Source organism: Bacillus sp. JK106 (assembly GCF_053663355.1).
On the sequence record NZ_JBSJQC010000001.1, the window covers coordinates 39515 to 61791 of the forward strand.

Consider the following 22277-nt stretch of genomic DNA (forward strand, 5'->3'; position numbering starts at 1 on the left):
GCGGCATACCGGAATTCAAACTCCATGGTTCGTTTTAAACTTGGCGAATCGGGATGCAGTGAGTGACAAGGCAGGGATAGATAAGAAAGTTAAAGGAGGTCAGAATATTCTAATCTCCTTTAACTTCGGTCAACCTTGCATCCTTAATATACTAAAGATTAAAAAGGAAGAAGTCCGGCCGTTTGTTATTCGGTTAAGCCAGCTCTTTTGTCATTAAGACATGCGGGATGCCGTCTTCCATAAATTCCGGTGAATCTGTCTGATAGCCCAGTTTGTGATAAAAGCCTTCCGCATGTGTTTGTCCATGCAGTTTACATTGGGTGATGCCTTTTTCTTTTACCATGTTTTCTAATTCTCTTATGATTACTTTGCCTAACCCGTATTTGCGGTAAGGTTTCAGGATGCAGATTCGTTCGAGCTTGCCTGTATGGTTTACGATGCGGACCCGTCCTGTGCCGGCAGGCTGATTTTCATGATAAACCAAGACATGCCCGCACTGTTCCTCAAGCGTATCGAACTGATCAAATTCATCGGATTCAGGTACATGCTGTTCCTCAATGAATACTGCTTTTCTAATCTCAAGCGCTGCTTGCAAATCAATTTCCGTTGTTATTCTTTTTATCCTCATGATCAATCAATCCTTTTCACATATTAATCTGGACTGCACGGCTTGCTTGTGGTCTTATAGAAGTAACGATAAAACAATTATATTGCAAATGCAACAAAAATATGAAAGGTTTGAAAAGATATGACTGATATTTTGCGGGAAATCGGCATGATCGCACGGGCATTGGATTCCATCAGCAATATTGAATTTAAAGAATTAGACTTAACAAAAGGGCAGTATCTCTATCTTGTGCGTATATGTGAAAACCCGGGAGTGATACAGGAAAAACTGGCGGAAATGATTAAAGTTGACCGAACAACAGCGGCGAGAGCGATCAAGAAACTGGAAATACAAGGATTTGTTGAAAAGCGTCCTGATGATCAAAATAAAAAAATAAAAAAACTGTTCCCGACCGAAAAAGGGAGAAAGGTTTATCCGTTATTGCAAAGAGAAGGAGAGCACTCTGCGGAAGTAGCCCTGTCCGGCTTTACGTCTGAGGAAAAAGAAACCATTTTCAGCCTTCTTCAGCGGGTGAGAAAAAATATAGAGCATGATTGGGAATATGTGAAGAAGGGAAACAAAAGAGACTATTAATGGATGATAATTCCTTTTACTGAATGATTGCGTTGTGAATGATTAAAGTCATAAATGGATACGTTATCTGTGAAATCTCCTTCCTCGGTTCCTGCTTCAACTAGCCGATAGGCTTATTTTTAACGAAAAGTATCAATTATGGTATATTTAAATAAGACAAAATAATTGAAGCGGGGAATGATATGAGTACAATCGAAAAACAAAGACGTAAGAAATTCAGAGCGAAATCAATCGTACGGGCCATCATGGTCATCATCGGCGGAATTATTGCCGCGTATGGACTGGAAACCGTACTGATTCCGAATAGTGTATCTGACGGCGGTGTAACCGGACTCAGCATTGTCGGTTCACAGCTCTTTCATTTGCCTCTTGGGATCTTGATTGCGGTGATCAATATACCGTTTGTCTGGTTAGGATATAAGCAAATCGGGAAAGGTTTTGCGTTTCTATCAATTATCGGTATTGTCTCACTTGCCGCGGGCACGAGTTTTTTCCACCACACGCCGGCTATCATTGAGGGAGATACCCTGTTAATCACCGTTGTCGGCGGGATTATTCTCGGCTTGGGAATGGGATTGGCATTGCGCAACGGCGGCGCCTTAGATGGAATTGATATGCTGGCTGTGCTTCTGTCACGGAAACTGCCGTTTGGCACGAGCGATCTCATTTTATTTTTAAACATTTTTGTGTTTATTTTTGTTTCTTTTGTATTCGGGCTGCAAGGCGCATTGCTTTCCGTCATTGCTTACTACATCGCATCCAAGGTGATCCATGTGGTTGAGGAAGGCTTAAGCGGTTCTAAAACATTTCAGATTATCACCAATGAGCCTGCATTAATGGTGGAGACCATTCGTGAAGAATTGGGCCGGAGCGCTACGTATAAAGAAGCATACGGCGGTTTTTCTCATGAAAAATTCAAAGAAATCACATGTGTCATCAACCGTTTGGAAGAAACCAAACTGAAGGAAATTATTAATGACATTGATAATCAAGCCTTTGTGACGGTATATGATGTCGCTGAAGTAAAAGGCAGTAATTTCAGAAAAATCCATAATCATTAAGAAGGAGCTGCCGTTCACCGGCAGCTTTTTTTAAAAAAGGAGAAAACACTTGCAAAAAAAGAATAACGGATGTATATTATTGATATATCAAACATTGACTAGTCAATTAATTGCGCAAAAGAAAGTAGGGATGGGTTTTGACAGCATGTTGTTCAGAGGAAGGCGAGATTTTGTATCAGCTCCAATCACTGCACAAAGTGATCGGCACGAAGTTTGAAGCGTGCACCGGAATCAGCCAATCCCGCCTTGAGCTTCTCGCCGTGCTTTTTTACGTCGATGAGATCAGCCAAAGCGATCTTCAGAAAAAGGTGAATATTGACGGCGCAGCCGTGACAAGACACTTGAAACAGCTTGAAGCCAAAGAAATGGTCACAAGAAGGCGGAAGCCCGAGGACAACCGAATTATACTTGTCCGGCTTACTGATCAGGGGCGGGAGAGAATTGAGGCTTCCAAAAAGGAGAAAGAGCGTTTCATAAAGGAAATGCTTGCCGGTGTCAGCGAGGAAGAACGCAGTATGTTAAAAAACGTATTGTCGCAGATGCAGAATAATATAGAAAATATGAAAGCATAGGAGTGTATTACACATGAAAACAAACGACTTTATGGACATTATGAAAGGGCGCCGTTCCATTCGGAATTACGATCCGGCCGTAAAAATCAGCAAAGAAGAAATGACTCAAATTCTTGAAGAAGCAACGACAGCGCCGTCTTCAGTCAACGCGCAGCCATGGCGTTTCCTCGTCATTGACAGCCCTGAAGGAAAAGAAAAACTCGCGCCGCTTGCCAGCTTTAACCAAACACAAGTCAGCACATCATCTGCGGTGATCGCGGTTTTCGCAGATATGAACAGTGATGACTATTTAGAAGAAATTTATTCAAAAGCGGTCGAACTGGGCTACATGCCGCAGGAAGTAAAAGACAGACAAATCGCTGCTTTGACGGCGCATTTTGAAAAACTGCCGGAGCAAGTGAACCGTGAAACGATTCTGATCGACGGAGGTCTCGTTTCCATGCAGCTGATGCTTACAGCACGTGCGCACGGCTATGATACAAACCCGATCGGCGGCTATGATAAAGAAAAGATTGCCGAGGTTTTCGGAATGGATAAAGAGCGTTATGTACCGGTCATGCTGTTATCAATCGGAAAAGCGGCAGACGAAGGATATGCTTCCTACCGTCTTCCTATCGAAACAATCGCACAATGGAAATAAGGTTGAAGTGAAGCTGAGAGGAGAGGGACAGTGGACATAATTGCGGCTGTTTTCGTCGGAATTGTAGCTTTAGAACATATATTTATCATGATACTTGAAATGTTTTTTATCAATTCGAAGGCTGCCAAGCGGTCTTTCAAATTGCCGAAGCATTTAGAAGGTGATCGGAATGTGGCGGTCATGTTTGCAAATCAAGGTCTGTATAATGGATTTCTGGCTGCCGGCCTCATTTGGGGACTGATCCTCGGAGCTGATCCGATTGGCCATATGATTCAAATGTTTTTCGTCATCTGTGTGGTCATCGCGGCCATTTTCGGAGGCTTTACTTCAAACAAATCAATTATCGTAAAACAAGGACTTCCGGCTGTTTTAGCGCTTATTTTTCTTTTATTGGCGTAGCAGACGGAGTGAGGGCTTCCGGAAAGGAAGCCCTCTTTTTTATTCTGTTTTGAAAATCATTTCTTATATACATCACTATAGATTGGGAATGTCAAATCAGCGGGGGCAAGCAATGGATTGCAGTCGCTTGGAATGAGTATGGTTCCGGATGTGATCAGCTCGTTTCAACACATATATCCTTATGTCAATTTTCAGTTGAACCAAGCGTCAAATCAGCTGTCACTCCTTCTTAATTGTTATTTGCTGAAATAGATGGAGCGGACTCCATGTCAATCTGTTTTTTTAAAAAAAGCTGATCGGCAAATATGGTATGATTTACATAATCAGGGAGTGGGGTTGCAGAGGATGAATATGAAGAGAGCGTATTACGCTATTTTATACAGCCAGACCGCTATCAACTTGGGGTTTTCACTTTATACGATGGCCGTTATCTTGTTTTTGTTTACAAAAACCGGTTCGACAGCGATGGCCTCTCTTATGACGCTCGTCAGCATTGTATGCCGCGTATTGGGCAGCACCGTTTTGCCGCTGGTCACCGGCCGGTTCACGCTTCGTTCTTTGTTAATCAGTTCTCAATTGATACAGATCACACTGTTAGTCTGTTTGTTTTTTGTCATCCAAACCGGTTCATCCGCATTCTTTTTTCTGCTGTTTTGTCTGATCGGAGGCATTTCTTTTTGCAACGGATGGTTTGCTCCGATAAAAAGCGCGCTGATTGGGGAAATCATTCCTCCTGATCGAAGGGCGAAAGCGAACAGTTTATTATCTGCGGCGGATCAGACCGTTCAGTTTGCGGGGTGGTCTCTGGGCGGCGTCATCATAGCGTTCCTGGGAGAGAGCGATACAATGATCGTCACTGTCATGTTATTGGTTTCTTCGGTGTTGGGCATCATTCTGTTTCTTCGAGTACGCATGTGTGCGCCGGCAGCAGTCAGGAAACGTTCCCTTTTTGCAGATGCGGCAAGCGGCTGGGTGTATTTATTTCAGCAAAAACAGCTCAGGGTTCTCATTGTGATGGATGTGATCGAATCGTGGGCAGGCATGATATGGATCGGGTCTGTGTCCTTGACTTATGTGCATGACGTCCTTCATAAAGGAGAGGCTTGGTGGGGGTATGTCAACGGAGTCTATTATGCAGGGACGATGATCGGAGGACTGATCATCTATAAGTTATCCGGTAAGTTTGAGCATCATCTCATTCCGCTTATGCTGACGGGAGCCTTGGCATATGGAATGTTCACGTTTATTTACGGGCTGATCACAAGCGCCGTTACGGCCCTTTTTCTGGTGCTGTGTATGGGGCCGGCTTGTGTATTACGAGATCTCACGCAGGAAACATTACTTCAAAACATCACGACCGAAAAGACACGGGTCAATATATTAGCGGCGAGATCAGCTTTAGTTCAGTTCATTTTTATGTTTTCCATTATCGGAACGGGGATTATCTCAGATGTATTCGGCGTGCGGTTTATTTATATCGGCGCAGGCCTTCTCTTATTAATTTCGGCTTTTATCGGATTTTCTCAGCTGCGAATGAAGAAAATGGTACAGAGCGGCATGTAGTGTAGTATAATTAGGAACGTACGTTCTATATCGAGAGAGGAGAGGGTAATGTGGGACATCTGGCACTGCAATTGTATGATTATCATCTTTGGGCAAATCAGCAAATATTCACCCGGCTTAAAGAGCTTCCGGAGGATGTGTACCGAAAGGAGATTCAAAGTGTCTTTCCGTCGATAGCCGGTGTATTGACTCATGTGTATCTGTCGGATAAGGGGTGGTTTGATGTGTTCTCCGGAGAGCGTCTGGAGGATACGCTGAAATCAGCTGAACAGCAAAAAGGGGACATCTTGTCTAAAGAGATAGAAGAGCTGGAAGATCTATTTTTGGAATTATCAGACCGGTATCAACTATTTTTGCAGAAGGAGGAAAATATCAGCCTCCCCCTTGAAATAGAGCATCCGTCAGGTGACATCATGAAAACCGCAGCTGCCGATATGATCCTACATGTTGTGAACCACGGAACGTATCATCGCGGGAATATAACAGCCATGCTCAGACAGATGGGGTATGCTTCTGTGCCGACGGATTACGGTATTTATTTATATATAAACAAAAAGTAAACAAGACAGCCAACGCGGCTGTCTTGTGATATCCGTAAAAAAGCCAAATCATATGAGTGATTTGGCTTTTTCGTTTGCTATGCCATGTTTTGCAGCCGTTCTAAACTGTTTTTCCAATTCGCTTCAAGCGCTGTAAAAGCAACGGCGGCATCTTGCTGTTCTAATGCGTGAATGATATCAGAGTGTTCATTATATGATCTGTTTAAAGCGCCGTTTTCACTGAAATAGCGGATTTCCAGTCTCTGAATTTTGACTTTCAGGCTTACAAGCAATTTGTGAAGTTCAGCGTTGTCCGCAAGCAGAATGATACGATGGTGAAATGCATTATCCGCTTCCAGAACGGCCATTTTATCGCCGTCTTTCATCGTTTGAAGAAGATTTTCATTCAGCTGTTTCAATTCTTGAATCACGGCATCGTCCATACGCGGGAGGGCTTGCTGCAATGCGAGTTTCTCAAGCGTCCAGACGATGGAATACAAGTTTTCCGCTTCTTTTAACTCAATCGGAGCGACAAGCGTCCATCTGTTCGCTTTTGTTATCACCAAGCCGTCATCTTCCAGCCGCAATAAGGCTTCCCGTATCGGGGTGCGGCTGATTCCCAATGTTTCCGACAAATCCTTGTCCTTTAACTTTGTTTCCGGTTTGAGCTTGCCCGTTATGATCCAGTTTCTGAGTGTGCGATACACTTCGTCCCGCATGATGGTTCTTTTCAGCACAGGTTCTTTGTTTTGATTATCCAATGGAACACCTCATGAATCGTAGTATACATATTTGCATTTTACCACAGTCCGGGCGCCGGTTAGAAATGAAGAGGGACGTCTAAGGATGAATCGAACCGAGATGCTTCATCTCAATATGCTGAAAGTCAGCGGAGCCGCCATCAGAAAAGAGCGTGATTCCCTGATCTTCGTGTTTTGGGAACACTTCATTTGTCAAAACGGTTTTTCCGTCGTCTGCAAATACTTCAATACTTGTTTTATCTACGAGAATTTTCAGATGGACGCGTCCTTTGTTTCCGTCAAATGGGGCTTTGCTTTCGACGTATGCGCCGGTTTTATCAGGCTGGTCTGTAAACGATCTGTTCACATAGGCACAGCCGTCTTCTGCTGAAATACCGACATCAATATGCCGGCTTTGGTCTGCTGATTCTCTGAGTCTGACGCCTGCATTTTTGATATCTGACCAAGCGATATCCATATCAAGCTGATATATGTCACCTTTGATCGACAGTGTCTCTGAACCGTTCACCTGTTTGTGTTCTATGCTGTCAGTTGAAGAGGTTAATTGGTTCAATGCTTCAACCGGCTCTGACACAAGGCTGTATGTGCCGCCGTCCTGCTGCTGAAGACGGATTTCACGGACGATAGAATCCGTGCCGTTAAAGCCGTTTTTTAGTGTCGGTGTTTCATTCGGATAATCCCAATTGTTCATCCATGCCAGCGCATAGCGTTTTGTCAGCGGATCTTCGCTATTACCGTCTTCAAATGTGACGCCGCCGTACCAGTCAAAGCCGTAATCGAGCCATTGCGGTTCTTCTTGATCGGCGGTAAATTCCTTCCCGTCAAAGTTTCCGGTCCAATACGCGTACGTATTCGGTTTGCCTGCGGGTTTGCCGTTTGCGCTTGCGCCCAGAACCCATTTGGCTGTTCCGTCATCTGCACGCATCATATAAAGGTCGGGGCATTCGACGAGGCCGATCTGCTGAGTGATAAAGCCGCCCGTGTATTTCCAATTTTTTAAATCGGGTGATTCATAAAAACCGATTTTTTCTCCTTCGGCCATGGCCATCACCCATTTGTCATCCTGTTCATCCCAGATCACTTTCGGGTCCCGGAAATCCTTAGTTCCCGGGTTTTTCATAACGGGCTGATCACTATAGGAAGTAAACGTTTTTCCCTTATCCGTGCTGTACCATAAATATTGTTCCTGGGCTTTTGTTTTGGCAGTCGGCTGCGTTGTGACGGCGACCAGCGCGTTTTTGCCGAAGCCCGCCGTGTTGTGTTTATCAATGACGACAGAACCGGACCATATATCGCCGTTTTCGTTGGTGTATTTCGGAATAGCCGTGCCTTCGTCCGTCCAGTGCACCAAGTCCTCTGATACGGCGTGCCGCCATTCTGTGCCGTTGCCGTTCGGGTAATCCCGATTATAAAGATAGTAGTAATGATATTTCCCCTCGAAAAAAATGGGCTTTTGAGGGTCGTTTTTCCATTTGTCCGGGGTCGTAAAATGATACGCCGCCCGGTAATCCTTCTTATGCTCCGTGTTTGTGTCAGAGGAATTGTGGGTTTTGTTCGGCAGTAAGCCGACAAACAGGAACGCACCCAAAAAGATCAATATTACAACGGGCCATTTTCGAGCCATGATTGAGTTCACCATCTTGTTGAGAAATAAAAGAAAATGCCAATGAAGTATCGGCATTTTCTTTTTGTTGTTATTAGTTGTTAACCGTAAGCTGTCCTTGTTCAAGGATGCTGTTTTTAACAACGGATGTTTTCTTGCCTTTGATGTTCATTAAGAAGCTTGGCGCAAATGTCGCCTTTTTATCCTCAAAGAAGCCTCTGTTTGTCATGTAGCTTGTGATCACGACATTGTTGCCTTTGGCTTGCGGCACTGCGAAGTGAGAGTAAGTGAACGTTACATCGTTAGGATCAAGACCCATTTGCAGGACAAGACCAGTTTTGTTCAGCGGCTTGTAAGGACCTGTTAAAGAGTTTGATACATAACCAAGCATGTAAATATCGTTTGAGTTAATACCGTCGATCGTCATTTTTGAACCGCGTGAATCAGTGAACAGGTACCATTTGCCGTTCATTTTGAAAACATTCGCACGCTCGATTTCATCAGTTACCGTGTTTGAAGTGATCAGCGGCTTCATGACTTTTTTCAATGTGTAATCATCATTTAACTCTACCATACCGAGGGCGCCGTTCGCTAATTCAGCATCGCGTTTTTTAGCGCTTTGCTGAAGCTTCTGACTTTCTTTACGGAAGAAGTTTGTGCTGCCGCCGTAGTACGCTTTGTTAAATAAAGATTCTTCGCCTTGGTATCCGTTTTCTGTTCCTGTGTTGGCTTCGAATACAAGGTATTTATGTCCTTTGTCTTCAACGTAGTGAGGGTCTCTCAGCGTATGGTTGTCGCCGGATGTATAGTTCCCTTCATCGATAAACTGCTGAACGTTTTGATATGTTTTTCCGTCGCCGTCAAAAATCGTTTTATGATCTTCCACTCCGTTGATCTTGAGCGTGTCATCAGATTTTGACACATTTACCTGCGCCGTTGTCAGGCTTTGTTTGCCGTAATGTTTACCGGAAAAGTCAGTGTAGAATAAACGGATTTTTCCGTCAGATGTAAAGGTTGCAGAACCGGACCATTCTTGTGTCTGTTCTTTCAGGATTTCATCATTGGCGTCGAACTTATCGCTGTCTTTAAAGACACGGCCGGCGTTTTTCCAGCTGTCGATCGAGTTGTCGCCGACTTTTTGGTAAAACATGTAGATGGATGTGTCATCAGCGTCTTTCGGGCTTCCCGCAAGAGCAAACACGACGTGATAGCCATTGTATTCAGCTACTGTTCCGTCAGCGTTTTGGAGCGGCCAGCTGTCCCACACATCCAGTCCTTTCGCGGACTCGATATTTTTAATTGTTGATTGGTCGAATTGAGGCACTTGGTATTTTTCACTTTGCTGCTGTTTAGGGATCTGCAGCATATCATGGCGTGTGATATGAGAGACGCCGTACGTTTCTTTGTAAGGTTTTTGGGTATTTTCTTTCGCGAAGGCTTGAGTCGCTCCCCCTGCCAGAAGTGCAGTCGTAAAAGTTAGAACTGTGGCTCGTTTTGCAAATTTTTTGATGTTCATGTTCATGTCTCCTTTTGTATGTACCTTTTTTTGCGATCTGCCGATTCGATCCTCCTGCATTCATGGATGGCAGGTTTGTTACAGAAAAAAAGACCTAAAATATGTATGGGGTGACGCCAAAGAATACACTTTGCCCTTAACACATTTTAGGTCTTGCCTGCTTTATCAGTAACAATCCTGCATGATTTACTTGTCGACATCATTCTATTAGACTCTGATTCTATTGACAACTGGTCTATTTTCCTCTTTTGGATGATAGTAAAATGAAAAAAGGCCTTTTAATATATGGGTAATTGAGACTAAGGGGTGCTCTGGGCCTAGGAAAAAACCTCTCTAAAAAAGAGAGGTTATTTTTTCTTGATAGATAATAAAGCGATGGTGGCTAAAATCAGCAAAGTACCCAGCCATTCTGATATTCCGAAGGGAACATGCAGCCAGATAACAGCTAAAAAAGCTGCCGACAGCGGCTCTGCACAGGCAAGCAGGCTGGTTTCAGAGGCACTCAGATATTTCAGGCTTTCCAAGTAGCAATAAAAAGCGATGAGCGTTCCGAAAATGATGATAAACACAATCGCGGCATATGCAGGAAAGGACCACTCGCCTTCAAATGTCCAGGGCGGGCGGATCAAGCTGAGGGCGGCTCCGCCGATCAGCATGCCCCATCCGACAACAATGGCGGATCCCCATTTCTTCAGCAGACGATGCGGCTGAAGGGTGTAAAACGCCAGTGCAAACGCCGAACTGATTCCCCAAAAGACGGCCAGACCGGATATGGACAGGCTTCCGGCATTCCCGTGCGTGACCAAAATGAATGTGCCGGCAACCGCCAATAAGACGGCGAGCAGTTCTTTTCCCGAAGGAATTCTCTTTGCGCGAATCGCTAAAAAGCATGTAATGATCGCCGGCCCTAAATACTGAAGAACGGTAGCAGTTGCCGCGTTGCCGTACTCAATTGCCGCGAAGTAGGTGTATTGAACGCCTAACATTCCGAAAATCCCGAATAAAAGAAGGGGAATTCTGTCCCGTCTGTCTTTCCAAACAGCCCATATCCGTCCTTTTTCTTTGCGGTACGCGATTCCGAGCAGAAGCGCCCCTGACACCAGAAGGCGCACCGAAGTCAGCCATTCTGTATTAAAATGGCGGTGCTGGAACAGATACTGGGCAACCGTTCCCGAGACCCCCCATAAGATAGCTCCTGTAAGCACAAGCCAAATGCCTGTTGTTCGTGAATAAGAAAGAGCAGCGTGTTTTTCCAGGATAGACACCCCCGATTCTGATGTTGTGATAGCAACTTACAATAATTAGGAAAACGAACGCCTTACATGTGATATATTATATATTGTATATTACCAGGCGTCAAAATAATTTTCGGAGAAAGCGCTTACTAAATGGCTGTCTGATGAACGAGCTGTAAAAAAAAACACCCCGGCTGTTTTCCGGGGTGTGTTGGTTATTCTGCAATCGCGTCTGTTAAAACAGGAACGACTTGTTTCTTTCTGGATACGACGCCTTTTAAAAGAGCCGTGTTGTTTTCTAACGTCACGTTGAATGCTTTTTCCACTTTTGACGCTTGATCACCGATGGCGAGCGCAAGGGAATCGTTTTCCAAAATGTCCGTAATCACGAGAAGGAACAGATCAAGGTTTTTCTCAGCAATGACTTTTGAAAGAGCCGCTTCTAATTCCGGCTGCCGCTTTTTGACATCTTCAATATCAACTGTGTTGACTTGGGCGATTTCGACTTTTTTGCTGCCGAGCGTGAACTCTTTCGCATCAAGAGAAATCAGTTCTTCCACAGTTTTTTTGCTTAAGTCGGCGCCCGCTTTCAGCATGTTTAAGCCGTACTCTTCCGCATCTACGCCGGCAATTTCAGCAAGCTCTTTTGCCGCTGCGATATCCTGCTCCGTGCAAGTCGGAGACTTAAATAACAGAGAGTCGGAAATGATTGCTGAGAGCATGAGGCCCGCAATTTCTTTCTCGATTTTCACGTTATTTTCTTTGTACATTTTGTTTAAAATCGTAGCCGTACAGCCGACCGGCTCAGCACGGTAGTAAAGAGGTTCCGCTGTTTCGAAGTTGGCGATACGGTGGTGGTCGATCACTTCAAGAACCTGAACGTCTTCGATATCCTTGATGCTTTGCTGGCGTTCATTGTGGTCAACAAGGATGACGCCGTTTACTTCGTTTGCGGCTGTTTCCACCAAACGCGGGCTTTCCTGCTTGAAATAATCAAGCGCGTATTGTGTTTCGCCGTTGACTTGTCCAAGGCGGACGGGCTCAGCATTGAAGCCGAGTTTATTTTTTAGATCAGCGTAGGCAATGGCAGAGCAAATGGTATCTGTGTCTGGGTTTTGATGTCCGAAAATAAGAATTTTTTCCATAATAACTCCTTGTCCTTTTTTGTAGTGTAAACAATCTTTTTATAGTTTAACACGTCTTGCGGAGGGTGTAATCTTCAAAACCTTAAAAATTGATGTGAAAAAGAAGCATTTTTGTTGAGCGGTGAGGAGGATTGCGAGTAAAATACTGGGTAAGTCAGATGCTAATCAGCATATAGTATCAAAAAAGGTACTATGGAGGATGAAAAATGAACATATATGCGAATAAAGAAGGTTGTCCGGTTGAACTGACGCTTTCCGTTATCGGCGGAAAGTGGAAGGGTATTTTGTTTTATCATATGATCGGCGGAAAAAAGCGGTTTAATGAGTTTCGGCGCATTTGCCCCAGCATTACGCAGCGTATGCTGACGCTTCAGCTTCGCGAGCTTGAGGCGGACGGCATCGTGCATCGCGAGGTATATCAGCAGGTGCCTCCAAAGGTGGAGTATTCCCTTACCGAATTCGGCAGGTCGCTGGAACCGATCGTTTTGCAAATGAAGAAATGGGGAGATGCCAACAGGGAGTTTCTCGAGGCATACCGGGAAAAAACGTCGCCTCAAGATCAGTCCGCTCAAAAATAAGAAGCAGCAAAGGATTAAATTCCTTGCTGCTTTTTTTTATTTCATCGCGATGGCCTTTCTGGCGTTGCGCACATCATTCTTCAGCAATTCGCTCAGGTTGTAAGCCGGATATTGACCGCGTTCTTCCATATACTCAAAGACCATTTGATGCCACTTGATGGCCGCGTTCAAGTGCTTGACGAAAACGTGTCTTAATTGAGGTGTGGCCGTCTCTGTAATGGCTCCGGCGTAATTGCGGACAGACGTTTTGGCCATGATCAGCAGGCCGCCGCTGTAAAAGGAGGAATCAGCGCGCTCTTCTGTTTCATCCTCACGAAAAGCGGGAGCTTCAGGGAAGAAAGGAAGCAGTTCACGCAGATTTTGTTCCAGCGAATGGATGGAAAATCTGTAAAGCTGTTTTAATCTGGCATCGCTTACGTCCCGCTCTGTTCTTTTTAATTTCACAAGTCCGTTTGCCTGGAAAGCCACTAACTCATGCAGTTCTAACGTTTCATGCCATGCTAATGTTCTCCGCTCGGTCATGGTGTAAGAATCTCCTTTATCCTTCATTTTCACTTTCAGCATATGCCCCGGTCCCGATGTTGTTCCTGATGTTTTGAAGTTTCCAGAAAGGGAAACTCAATGTAAAGGAAATACGAAATAGAGGTGAAACTATATGTGGGACATGATAAAGAACTTCTTCCTTTTCAGCAGCGGGGTTTTACAGGCGACCACTCTCTTACTTATCGTTATCGTCTTGTTATATGTTCGAAAAACCAAAAAGAAAAACAGAGATACTTCTGGTTTCATGGATGATCAGGATCACTGATACAACGGGCATTCTTTCACTGGGATGTCCGTTTGTCTGTTTTCATGTTTCACATGGAACATTGCGGGTGTCCGCGCTCATTTTACTTGCGATTTCGACTTATGTTAAAATATATACGTGTATTTTGGAGAGTTTTTGGAAAATTCAGGTCTTGAAAGAGACATTGCGGCGTCAAAAGAGCAGTCGTCTAAGCTGCTCTTTTCTATTCGTATGTTCGAATGATACAAGGTTTGAGGTGAGTAAGTGAAAAATACAAGGGCTCTAATAGAAGGCGCCATTTTGATCAGTATTTTTGCAATCATTTCCCTTTTGGTCGTGTACCTCCCTTTACTGGGGGCAATTCTTCTCTTTGCTTTGCCGCTGCCGATCATTCTTTACACCATTCGGCACGGTCTGAAGCCCGGGGTATGGATGGGGCTTGCCAGCCTTCCTGTCAGCTTTATTGTAAGTTCGTTTACCGGGCTTACAGGCGCTTTTACGGCTGCCTGTACGGGAATCGCCATGGGATATTATTTTAAAAAGAAACAGCCCGGCTATGCGGTTTCTGCCGGCGCTATGGCGTATGTGCTGTGCGGCGTCGTTTTTTTTGTGGTCAGCATCGTGTTTCTTAATATGAATGTGATCGATACCACCATGTCCCAGCTTCGGGAGTCGCTGTCTTTAGCAGAAACCATGTCAAAGCAGCTCGGTTACGGAGATCAGTTCGGGAAGCAGATCAAGCTGATGGAAAGTCAGCTGAGCACGGTTCAATATCTTTTTCCGACAGTGCTCGTATTGACCGGCATCGTTTTTTCTTTCCTCAGTTATGCTATGGCAAGGCCGCTTTTACGGCGATTTTCCCCTGATCTTCCGAAGATGAAGCCTTTTAGAGAGCTCAAACTCCCGCAAAGCGTTGTCATTCTGTATTTTATTGTGACGATATTAGGGTTTCTGCCTTTAGAAAAAGGGCATATGCTGTATTCGGTTTCATTGAATGGGGGATTTATTCTCAGCTTGCTGATTTGTATTCAAGGATTAGCGTTTATTTTTTTCTATTGCCGCGAAATGGAGATGCCGAAAGCCGTTCCTGTTTTAGCAATTGTGCTGGGTGTGCTTTTTCCGCTCATCTTGTCCGTGTATCTCCTCTTAGGCATCATTGACATAGGCTTTAACATAAGAAATAAGGTGACGCGAAATTGAGTGTGACTTACAGGTGGGGAGTTGATAGAAATGCCTAGTTTTTATGAAAAACCGTTGTTTCGGTATCCCATCTATGCATTGATTGCATTGTCAATCATCATAATCCTCATCAGCATTTACTTTAACTGGCTGATAGGAGCCATCGGCGTTGTGCTGCTCGCCGTGATCCTGTTTTTCATTAAGCGTGCGGATTCTCTGATCAGAAAAGAAATTGACGATTATATCTCCACGTTATCGTATAGATTGAAAAAAGTAGGCGAAGAGGCATTAATGGAAATGCCTATCGGGATTATGCTGTTTAATGATCAATATTACATTGAGTGGGCGAATCCGTTTTTGTCTTCCTGTTTTAATGAAAGCACACTCGTCGGGCGCTCGCTGTATGACACATGCGAGGCCGTCGTGCCGCTGATCAAGCAGGAGGTCGATTCGGAAACGATCACCTTGAATGAGCGGAAGTTTAAAGTAGTGATTAAAAGAGATGAGCGCCTGCTCTATTTCTTTGATGTGACAGAACAGATTCAGATTGAAAAGCAGTACGAAAATGAGAGAACCGTGCTGGCATATATCTTTTTAGATAACTATGATGACGTCACACAGGGGCTGGATGACCAAACGAGAAGCACGATGAACAGCCAGGTCACCTCATTATTAAATGCGTGGGCGCAGGAGTACGGCATTTTCCTGAAACGGACGTCCTCTGAGCGGTTTATCGCGGTGTTAAATGAACACATTTTAACGGAGCTTGAAAACGCGAAATTTTCGATTTTGGATGAAATTCGAGAAAAAACATCCGTTCACACTGTATCTTTGACCCTCAGCATCGGGATCGGCGCATCGGTTTCTTCCTTGAAGGAGCTAGGAGATCTGGCGCAGTCCAGCCTCGATTTGGCTCTCGGCCGCGGAGGCGACCAAGTGGCGATCAAAATGCCGAACGGCAAGGTGAAATTTTACGGCGGCAAAACAAATCCGATGGAGAAACGCACAAGGGTGCGCGCCCGGGTGATTTCTCACGCGCTCAAGGAGATTGTCTCAGAAAGCAGCAATGTCATTATCATGGGGCACAAATTTCCTGATATGGACGCAGTCGGAGCCGCAATCGGAATATTGAAGGTGGCGCAGGCCAACGGCAAAGAAGGCTACATCGTCATTGATCCGAACCAGATCGGATCAAGCGTTCAGCGCCTGATTGAAGAAATTAAAAAATATGAAGAGCTGTGGTCGCGGTTCATCACGCCGGAAGAGGCGATGGAAATTTCAAATGACGACACGCTGCTTGTCGTCGTTGATACACATAAACCGTCCCTTGTGATGGAAGAGCGTCTCATGAACAAAATCGAGCACATCGTTGTGATTGACCACCACCGCAGAGGCGAGGAATTTATTAAAGACCCGCTGCTCGTTTATATGGAGCCATACGCTTCATCCACCGCAGAACTCGTGACGGAGCTGCTTGAATACCAGCCGAAGCGGCTCAAAATCAATATGATTGAAGCGACGGCCCTGTTAGCTGGTATAATAGTGGATACGAAGAGTTTTTCCCTTCGCACGGGCTCGCGGACGTTCGACGCCGCTTCTTATTTGAGAGCGAAAGGCGCAGATACGGTTCTGGTGCAGAAAGTTCTCAAAGAATCCGTCGGTTCTTACATCAAGCGGGCGAAACTGATCCAGCATACGGCTCTTTATAAAGAACATATCGCGATTGCTTCTCTGCCTGAGAACGAAGAGGAGTACTTTGACCAGGTGCTGATTGCGCAGGCGGCTGATTCCCTCTTATCGATGAGTGAAGTGGAAGCTTCATTTGCGGTAGCCAGACGGGATGAGCATACGGTGTGCATCAGTGCGAGATCGCTGGGCGAGGTCAATGTGCAGATTATTATGGAGGCGCTGGATGGCGGAGGGCATTTAACCAATGCGGCAACCCAGTTATCGGGCATTTCTGTCTCAGAAGCGCTCGTCCGGCTGAAGGAAGCCATTGATGAATATTTTGAGGGAGGCGTTCAGAGATGAAGGTTATTTTCTTACAAGATGTAAAAGGTAAAGGAAAAAAAGGCGAAATGAAAAACGTAGCAGACGGTTATGCACATAACTTTCTCATTAAAAAAGGCCTCGCTGTCGAAGCAAATGCGACAAACATCAGCGCATTGAAAGGACAGAAAGAAAAAGAGAAAAAAGAAGCGATTGCCGAGCTTGAAAGAGCGAAAGATTTGAAAGAAACGCTTGAACAGCTGACTGTTGAGCTGAGTGCCAAATCCGGTGAAGGCGGCCGTCTGTTCGGGTCTGTCACAAGCAAGCAGATTGCAGAAGCGCTGCAAAAAACGCATAAGATTAAAGTGGATAAACGGAAACTGGAGCTCCAAGACGGTATCCGCACACTGGGATATACAAACGTTCCTGTAAAGCTGCACCCTGAAGTTCAGGCTGTGCTGAAGGTTCACGTAAAAGAAGAAGCGTAATACACAATGAAAAACCCGCCGATCCGGCGGGTTTTTTTTATGTCAGCAGACGGCGCAGCGCAAGAAAATGATGAGATTGTTTCATTTCCGATCGCTACCAGATTGCATATTATATTACATCATAACGAAGGATGTGTCGGTATGAAACGATTTTTTTCTGAAACATATTTTAATAATCCGGAGAATAAAAAGGCGCTGGAGCACTATCCGCTGATCGGAGACGGAAAAGACGGGGAAGTCTACCGCTTAACACACAACAAATGCATAAAATACTTCTTTGAAAAAGGGACATGCAAGAAGGAATTGGCGGCTTTAAAGACCGGACAAGGTTCCCCGGTGATTCCAAGACTGTATGAATACGGAGATCGTTATATTGTGATGGAATATGTCCAAGGCACCTCTCTTGCCCGCCATATCAGAAAAGAAAAATCTCTGTCCGTCAAACTGACTGCTGATATTTTAAATATGCTGGATGAATTAAAAAGAATCGGTTTTACCAGATGGGATGCCGAAATCAGGCACATTCTGATTAACGAACACGGAAATCTTAAGGTCATCGACCATAAAAGAGCTTTTTCCGCCATTACCCGGTTTCCCGTAAAACTATTAAAAGGACTGGACAAATACGGCTTGGCAGATGAGTTTTTGAACACTATAAAAAAATTAAATCCGTCACGTTACCTGGAATGGCAGCCGCACATGTAAGTTTCTGAAAATCCGCATATGTAAGTTTCCTTTTTTTAGGGTCGTCATATGATATTTGTAACATTTGTTTGGTGGAGTGTGGAAAAAATGGCAGAATACATTATGGTTATCGGCGCTCATCCCGATGATGAACTATTGGGAGCAGCGGGCACCATAAAACGGCTGATCAATGAAGGATATAAAGTGATTTCCATTATTACGGCATTAGGAAGAAAAGAAGAAGCTCATCATATTAAACAATTAGGCGAACGCGCGAATCAAGAGCTTGGAATTGAGAAAGTCATCTTTTTGGAGCATACGAATTTAGAGCTGGAATGTATCCCGCTTCATAAGCTTGTCAAAGAATTAGAGCAGCTCATTCGCGTCTATCAGCCTGATAAAATCTTTACACATCATTACGGCGATATCAATATGGACCACCAGAGAACATTCCAAGCAGTTTTAACAGCCGCCAGACCGCTTCCGAATCAAAAACCTATCGAACTGCTTACGTTCGAAACGCTATCTTCAAGCGAGTGGGAGAGGAATACGGCTGATAAACTCTTCAAACCTAATTACTTCGTTAACATCACAGACACAATGGATGCTAAACTCGCGGCGCTTCACCACTATGACGTAGAAATGAGGGATTACCCTCATCCCCGTTCATATGAAGGCGTTAAACATTTAGGAAGAGTCAGAGGGATGACGGCGGGTGTGGAATACGCCGAAGCTTTTGAAGTCGTGCGGAGGATCTGGAAATGATCAAGACATTTTCCGTCCCGTATCCGTATATGGTCCAGACGCTTGACCGCTACTACGGGGTCAAAACGCGCCCTCAAAAAAAGGCGGCAGTAAAGACACAGTTGAAACATGAACATCATATTCCGCGGTTATACAGGAAAAAAAAGAAGTTATCCATTTTGATTGCCACGTTTTGGGACTACCCGCACACGGGCGGTTTATCAAACTATATTAAAACGCTTAGTGAAGGCCTGAAAAAGAGAGGTCATAAGGTCGATGTCATCTCCCCTAATCTGTTTCCGTCCGCACAGGTAAAAGAACTGCGGGCGGCTGTTGTTCCGAAGTTAAAAGATTTCTTTAAGGACAGATATGGGGATTATAACAATCATATTTTGAAAAATAATAGGCTGATGTTTATATACGAGCAAATGCTTCAAAAGATTCATTTGGAAAGATATGATGTGTTTCATGCTCAAGATTTATTTACAGCCAATATATTAGGCAGATTCAATCAAATCTATAAGAAACCTTTATTTTTCACACCGCATGGCATGTTTACTTTCAACAGACTTAAATTTCACATCTTTAAAAAAGGATCGGTAGAAGAGTTTTATTATAAAAAACTAGAGATGAAAGCCATTGAATACGCAGATCGCCTGATTATTATCAGCGATACGTTCCGCAGCCCGCTCATGAAGCTCGGAGCCGAACAGGAAGACATGACAACGGTGATCACAGGAATCGATTACGATGCAAAAACAGGCGGGAAAAGAAAAATCCCGGTACCGAAAAATAAGATCATCATCTCGTGTATTGCAAGATTAGGCCCGAGAAAAGGTCACAAATATTTACTGGACGCACTTTCGAGAATTCCATCTGATGTACTTGAGCATGTTGAAGTGCTGATCGCGGGCGACGGAGAGATGAGGAGCGCCTTAGAGGAACAGGCTCGAAAACTGAATCTATCTATGGTTTCCTTTTTAGGAAAAAGAGATGATGTTCCCGCTATTTTGAATATGACGGACATATTCGTACTGCCGACGGTTAATGATAGTCTGCCTATTTCGATTATTGAAGCGATGTTCAGCGGCTCGGCTATCATCGCGACCGATTGCGGGGGTATTCCGGATCTGATCCGCCATAACAAAACGGGGCTTATTGTCGAGCCGGGAAATGCAAAGGTTCTTGCCCGGGCTTTAGCGTTTTTTATCACTAACAAATCTGCGCGGGAGAAGGCTGCTTCAAACGCAAAGGCCTACGCGGAGAAATATTTAAGCAGTGAGACGATGATAAAAAATATCGAATCGATTTATCAAAATACCAACAGCTCGGAGGGAGATCATGAAACATGAACATGCAGCCGTTGTACTTGATTTCAGTGCAAACGGGATTGGGATCATTCGCAGCCTGGCCCGAAGAGGAATCGATGTTTACGCGTTTGACACGGAGGGACCTTATCGTATCGGAAAATCAAGGTTGGCAGATTGCGGGATATGTCCCAGCCCTTTAACACAAGAAGAAGAACTGCTGACATTCCTGACTGATTTCGGGAAGCGATTCCAAGCAAAGCCGGTTCTGTACGCAGGATCTGATGATTATGCGGGATTTATATCTAAATTCCGCGAGACATTAGCCGGTTTTTTTTTATTTTTGCTCCCGAGCCGCTCTCTGTTAGAAACGGTCTTAGATAAAAGCAAAGCATATGAATTAGCGGTCAAGCATAACATCCCCTGCCCGAAAACCTTTTTTCCGAACAACCGGGATGAGCTGGAAGAGGCCATCGCCAATATTGACTTCCCGTGTATTTTAAAACCGGTGGCCGGCCATGAATACAGAAAAAAAGTAAACAAAAAGGCAATTGTAATGAAGGATGCCGCACAATTGCGCAAGGAGTTCAGCTCCTACAGAGAAAATGGAGAACTGCTCGTGCAGGAGATCATCCCCGGAGACAACCAGTGTTTTTATAAAGTCGCCACTTTTTATGATGATCAAATGAAATTAATGGGCCTGTTCACTCTGCAAAAGAACCATCAATTCCCTGCTGACTTTGGCGCGGGGGCCCACGTCGTCAGCAAACGGCTTCCTGATTTAATCGAGAAGACCCTGCCGTTTTTTGAAGCGATTCAGCTGAAGGGAGTAGGCATGGCGGAATTTAAAAAGGATCCCCGAGACAATGTTTACAAGTTTATCGAAATTAATCCGCGCTTTTGGCTCAGCCATAGCCTGACAGAACCGGCAGGCATTCATTTCGTTTACATGTACTATCTGTATTTGACCGGACAACAGGTGAAGCCCCAGCTCGAACAAAAAGACGGAATCAATTGGATTTATGAGGTGCGTTACTTCTTAACGTTTTTGAAGAAACGAAAAAGAGGAGAAATGACGTTCCGGGATTTTTGGAAAGGATTTAAAGGAAAAAAAGAGTACGCTCTTTTTGCTTGGAATGACCCGATGCCATTTATCAGAAACACTTGGTCTCATCTCAAAAACAGCTGGAAACGGAAGCGGAAGGAAGATCGGCATGTATGAAAAGGATCTTTTGTATGACGCATTTCAAAAACTGAGAATTGACGAAAAACTGTCGTATTCGTTCGGTGAAAGGGCCGCGGTGAATCCGGTTGACATCACATGCCTGAAATCAACAGACAGAAGCGCCATTTATAAACTGTTTGTAAAGAAAAAATCCGGCATTGTTCCGCTGATATTGAAGGTGTATAAATCTTCCCGTGAAAAAAACAAGGTCGAGATTAATATATACGGGAAAGCCCGTTCTGTTTTAGGGGATTTGCTGCCGGACATCTATCTTATAGAAGAAAGTGACCATGAAACGTGGATATTTATGGAGTTTGTCAGCCAGATCAGAGGACAGCTTACATTTCATCCGAAGCATTTCAAGTATATTATTCCGTCTGTCGCAGAACTGCACAGCCGCACCTTTGAAAACAAGACTATTTCTGACGGTAAATGGCGGTCGTGGCTGCCGGTATACGAATCGGAAACCATGAGAAAAGGGCGTAAAAAGCAGATCAAAAAGACAGCGGAATTATTGGATAGAGCTCTTAAAGATGAGCGCACAAAGGATATCGTGAAGCCTCATTATCGGCAAATCACAAACTTGCTGGAGCAGGAGGAGCCGGATTTTTTCCCAGAATTGATCCAAAACGGCTCAGCCATCACACACGGTGATCTTCATATGCAGAATATCTGCACCCACGATGCGTCCGGACATGAACCGTGGGATATTCAATTCATCGATTGGGAATCCGCAAAGTACGCGCCGGTTTGGTTTGATATGACGGTGCTGGTTGAAATTCTGCTCGGCTTCAGAAAAGATTGGAGCCGGCACGCAGAAGATATTCGGACGTATTGCGTAAAAGTGTATACGAAAGAAATGAAAAAGCGGGGCATTCATTTTCAGACCCCTCCTATGACGCTTTATAAAATGGCTTATTTGCAGAGAACACTTGAGAAAGGGCTTCATACCCAATTGCGGAGAATCTTCGACAATCGGGGAGGAGAACTGTTGCCGTATCATGTTGACAAAGTGTCAAAATGGGGACGGGAATTAGGATTATAAGTTTAAGAGAGGGGGA

At 44.5% G+C, this 22277-nt stretch carries 24 protein-coding genes; 17 read left to right on the plus strand and 7 right to left on the minus strand.

The window, feature by feature from the left end:
* Positions 1–193: 193 nt before the first annotated feature.
* Positions 194–628 (minus strand): GNAT family N-acetyltransferase, encoded by a 435-nt coding sequence (locus tag ACWJJS_RS00210; protein WP_166705967.1) that lies wholly within the window; start codon positions 626–628, stop codon positions 194–196.
* A 120-nt stretch (positions 629–748) separates the two neighbouring features.
* Here ACWJJS_RS00210 and ACWJJS_RS00215 point away from each other — a divergent pair, with 120 nt between their 5' ends.
* From ACWJJS_RS00215 to ACWJJS_RS00245, 7 genes are all read left to right on the plus strand, one after another.
* The gene (locus tag ACWJJS_RS00215) at positions 749–1201 is read left to right on the plus strand and encodes a MarR family winged helix-turn-helix transcriptional regulator (RefSeq protein ID WP_014306189.1); all 453 of its coding nucleotides are present in this window, start codon (positions 749–751) and stop codon (positions 1199–1201) included.
* A gap of 182 nt (positions 1202–1383) precedes the next feature.
* The gene (locus ACWJJS_RS00220) at positions 1384–2262 is read left to right on the plus strand and encodes a YitT family protein (RefSeq protein ID WP_014306188.1); all 879 of its coding nucleotides are present in this window, start codon (positions 1384–1386) and stop codon (positions 2260–2262) included.
* Positions 2263–2399: 137 nt separating this feature from the next.
* Positions 2400–2834 (plus strand): MarR family winged helix-turn-helix transcriptional regulator, encoded by a 435-nt coding sequence (locus ACWJJS_RS00225; RefSeq protein WP_004393037.1) that lies wholly within the window; start codon positions 2400–2402, stop codon positions 2832–2834.
* A gap of 13 nt (positions 2835–2847) precedes the next feature.
* On the plus strand, positions 2848–3474 hold the full coding sequence (locus tag ACWJJS_RS00230) for a nitroreductase family protein (protein ID WP_032875378.1): 627 nt from the start codon (positions 2848–2850) through the stop codon (positions 3472–3474).
* A 30-nt stretch (positions 3475–3504) separates the two neighbouring features.
* Entirely contained in the window at positions 3505–3873 is a 369-nt protein-coding gene (locus ACWJJS_RS00235) for a DUF1304 domain-containing protein (RefSeq protein ID WP_004393040.1), read from the plus strand.
* 345 nt (positions 3874–4218) lie between these two features.
* Positions 4219–5436, plus strand: a complete 1218-nt coding sequence (locus tag ACWJJS_RS00240) for an MFS transporter (RefSeq protein ID WP_454023212.1) — start codon at positions 4219–4221, stop codon at positions 5434–5436.
* Between the two features lie 50 nt (positions 5437–5486).
* A complete protein-coding gene (locus ACWJJS_RS00245) occupies positions 5487–5996 on the plus strand; it encodes a DinB family protein (RefSeq protein WP_070082663.1) in 510 nt (169 codons plus the stop codon).
* Between the two features lie 77 nt (positions 5997–6073).
* On the opposite strand, the gene ACWJJS_RS00250 is transcribed toward ACWJJS_RS00245, so the two are convergent.
* The 5 genes from ACWJJS_RS00250 to ACWJJS_RS00270 all read right to left on the minus strand — a co-directional run bounded on the left by ACWJJS_RS00250 (position 6074) and on the right by ACWJJS_RS00270 (position 12235).
* Complete coding sequence (locus ACWJJS_RS00250) at positions 6074–6736, minus strand: GntR family transcriptional regulator (protein WP_172615122.1); 663 nt, start codon at positions 6734–6736, stop codon at positions 6074–6076.
* A 79-nt stretch (positions 6737–6815) separates the two neighbouring features.
* Positions 6816–8372, minus strand: coding sequence for a glycoside hydrolase family 32 protein (locus tag ACWJJS_RS00255; RefSeq protein ID WP_172615121.1), 1557 nt, complete (start codon positions 8370–8372; stop codon positions 6816–6818).
* 61 nt (positions 8373–8433) lie between these two features.
* A complete protein-coding gene (locus ACWJJS_RS00260) occupies positions 8434–9855 on the minus strand; it encodes a glycoside hydrolase family 68 protein (protein ID WP_025650097.1) in 1422 nt (473 codons plus the stop codon).
* A 347-nt stretch (positions 9856–10202) separates the two neighbouring features.
* Positions 10203–11120: an EamA family transporter gene (locus ACWJJS_RS00265; RefSeq protein ID WP_281063059.1), complete on the minus strand. Its 918-nt coding sequence runs from the start codon at positions 11118–11120 to the stop codon at positions 10203–10205.
* 185 nt (positions 11121–11305) lie between these two features.
* Positions 11306–12235: a manganese-dependent inorganic pyrophosphatase gene (locus ACWJJS_RS00270; protein WP_004393053.1), complete on the minus strand. Its 930-nt coding sequence runs from the start codon at positions 12233–12235 to the stop codon at positions 11306–11308.
* A gap of 206 nt (positions 12236–12441) precedes the next feature.
* Here ACWJJS_RS00270 and ACWJJS_RS00275 point away from each other — a divergent pair, with 206 nt between their 5' ends.
* Positions 12442–12813 carry a winged helix-turn-helix transcriptional regulator gene (locus ACWJJS_RS00275; protein WP_454023213.1) on the plus strand — a complete coding sequence of 124 codons (372 nt, stop codon included), beginning with the start codon at positions 12442–12444 and terminating at the stop codon, positions 12811–12813.
* 36 nt (positions 12814–12849) lie between these two features.
* Here ACWJJS_RS00275 and ACWJJS_RS00280 read toward each other — a convergent pair whose 3' ends face one another.
* Positions 12850–13335 carry a spore coat protein gene (locus ACWJJS_RS00280; RefSeq protein ID WP_017418488.1) on the minus strand — a complete coding sequence of 162 codons (486 nt, stop codon included), beginning with the start codon at positions 13333–13335 and terminating at the stop codon, positions 12850–12852.
* Positions 13336–13468: 133 nt separating this feature from the next.
* On the opposite strand from ACWJJS_RS00280, the gene ACWJJS_RS00285 reads away from it, so the two are divergent.
* From ACWJJS_RS00285 to ACWJJS_RS00325, 9 genes are all read left to right on the plus strand, one after another.
* Positions 13469–13621, plus strand: coding sequence for a hypothetical protein (locus tag ACWJJS_RS00285; protein WP_004393059.1), 153 nt, complete (start codon positions 13469–13471; stop codon positions 13619–13621).
* A 243-nt stretch (positions 13622–13864) separates the two neighbouring features.
* A complete protein-coding gene (locus tag ACWJJS_RS00290; RefSeq protein ID WP_172615120.1) occupies positions 13865–14800 on the plus strand; it encodes a YybS family protein in 936 nt (311 codons plus the stop codon).
* A gap of 30 nt (positions 14801–14830) precedes the next feature.
* Positions 14831–16810, plus strand: coding sequence for a DHH family phosphoesterase (locus ACWJJS_RS00295; protein ID WP_014306180.1), 1980 nt, complete (start codon positions 14831–14833; stop codon positions 16808–16810).
* The gene (gene rplI, locus ACWJJS_RS00300; protein WP_004393063.1) at positions 16807–17256 is read left to right on the plus strand and encodes a 50S ribosomal protein L9; all 450 of its coding nucleotides are present in this window, start codon (positions 16807–16809) and stop codon (positions 17254–17256) included. The genes ACWJJS_RS00295 and rplI overlap by 4 nt, the downstream gene beginning before the upstream one ends.
* A 6-nt stretch (positions 17257–17262) precedes the next feature.
* Positions 17263–17961 carry a protein kinase family protein gene (locus ACWJJS_RS00305; protein ID WP_077723107.1) on the plus strand — a complete coding sequence of 233 codons (699 nt, stop codon included), beginning with the start codon at positions 17263–17265 and terminating at the stop codon, positions 17959–17961.
* Between the two features lie 87 nt (positions 17962–18048).
* The gene (locus ACWJJS_RS00310) at positions 18049–18705 is read left to right on the plus strand and encodes a PIG-L deacetylase family protein (RefSeq protein ID WP_004393067.1); all 657 of its coding nucleotides are present in this window, start codon (positions 18049–18051) and stop codon (positions 18703–18705) included.
* Positions 18702–20036, plus strand: a complete 1335-nt coding sequence (locus ACWJJS_RS00315; protein ID WP_454023214.1) for a glycosyltransferase family 4 protein — start codon at positions 18702–18704, stop codon at positions 20034–20036. The genes ACWJJS_RS00310 and ACWJJS_RS00315 overlap by 4 nt, the downstream gene beginning before the upstream one ends.
* Positions 20026–21213 (plus strand): carboxylate--amine ligase, encoded by a 1188-nt coding sequence (locus tag ACWJJS_RS00320; RefSeq protein ID WP_353575377.1) that lies wholly within the window; start codon positions 20026–20028, stop codon positions 21211–21213. The genes ACWJJS_RS00315 and ACWJJS_RS00320 overlap by 11 nt, the downstream gene beginning before the upstream one ends.
* The gene (locus ACWJJS_RS00325; protein ID WP_167860577.1) at positions 21206–22261 is read left to right on the plus strand and encodes a phosphotransferase; all 1056 of its coding nucleotides are present in this window, start codon (positions 21206–21208) and stop codon (positions 22259–22261) included. The genes ACWJJS_RS00320 and ACWJJS_RS00325 overlap by 8 nt, the downstream gene beginning before the upstream one ends.
* Positions 22262–22277 lie beyond the last annotated feature (16 nt).

Coding starts and splice junctions, on each gene's coding strand:
- ACWJJS_RS00310 (WP_004393067.1), top strand. CDS start 18,049: ATGGCAGAATACATTATGGTTATCGGCGCTCATCCCGATGATGAACTA.
- ACWJJS_RS00280 (WP_017418488.1), bottom strand. CDS start 13,335: ATGACCGAGCGGAGAACATTAGCATGGCATGAAACGTTAGAACTGCAT.
- rplI (WP_004393063.1), top strand. CDS start 16,807: ATGAAGGTTATTTTCTTACAAGATGTAAAAGGTAAAGGAAAAAAAGGC.
- ACWJJS_RS00220 (WP_014306188.1), top strand. CDS start 1,384: ATGAGTACAATCGAAAAACAAAGACGTAAGAAATTCAGAGCGAAATCA.
- ACWJJS_RS00325 (WP_167860577.1), top strand. CDS start 21,206: ATGTATGAAAAGGATCTTTTGTATGACGCATTTCAAAAACTGAGAATT.
- ACWJJS_RS00295 (WP_014306180.1), top strand. CDS start 14,831: ATGCCTAGTTTTTATGAAAAACCGTTGTTTCGGTATCCCATCTATGCA.
- ACWJJS_RS00320 (WP_353575377.1), top strand. CDS start 20,026: ATGAAACATGAACATGCAGCCGTTGTACTTGATTTCAGTGCAAACGGG.
- ACWJJS_RS00305 (WP_077723107.1), top strand. CDS start 17,263: ATGAAAAACCCGCCGATCCGGCGGGTTTTTTTTATGTCAGCAGACGGC.
- ACWJJS_RS00270 (WP_004393053.1), bottom strand. CDS start 12,235: ATGGAAAAAATTCTTATTTTCGGACATCAAAACCCAGACACAGATACC.
- ACWJJS_RS00215 (WP_014306189.1), top strand. CDS start 749: ATGACTGATATTTTGCGGGAAATCGGCATGATCGCACGGGCATTGGAT.
- ACWJJS_RS00315 (WP_454023214.1), top strand. CDS start 18,702: ATGATCAAGACATTTTCCGTCCCGTATCCGTATATGGTCCAGACGCTT.
- ACWJJS_RS00210 (WP_166705967.1), bottom strand. CDS start 628: ATGAGGATAAAAAGAATAACAACGGAAATTGATTTGCAAGCAGCGCTT.
- ACWJJS_RS00260 (WP_025650097.1), bottom strand. CDS start 9,855: ATGAACATCAAAAAATTTGCAAAACGAGCCACAGTTCTAACTTTTACG.
- ACWJJS_RS00285 (WP_004393059.1), top strand. CDS start 13,469: ATGTGGGACATGATAAAGAACTTCTTCCTTTTCAGCAGCGGGGTTTTA.
- ACWJJS_RS00230 (WP_032875378.1), top strand. CDS start 2,848: ATGAAAACAAACGACTTTATGGACATTATGAAAGGGCGCCGTTCCATT.
- ACWJJS_RS00240 (WP_454023212.1), top strand. CDS start 4,219: ATGAATATGAAGAGAGCGTATTACGCTATTTTATACAGCCAGACCGCT.
- ACWJJS_RS00275 (WP_454023213.1), top strand. CDS start 12,442: ATGAACATATATGCGAATAAAGAAGGTTGTCCGGTTGAACTGACGCTT.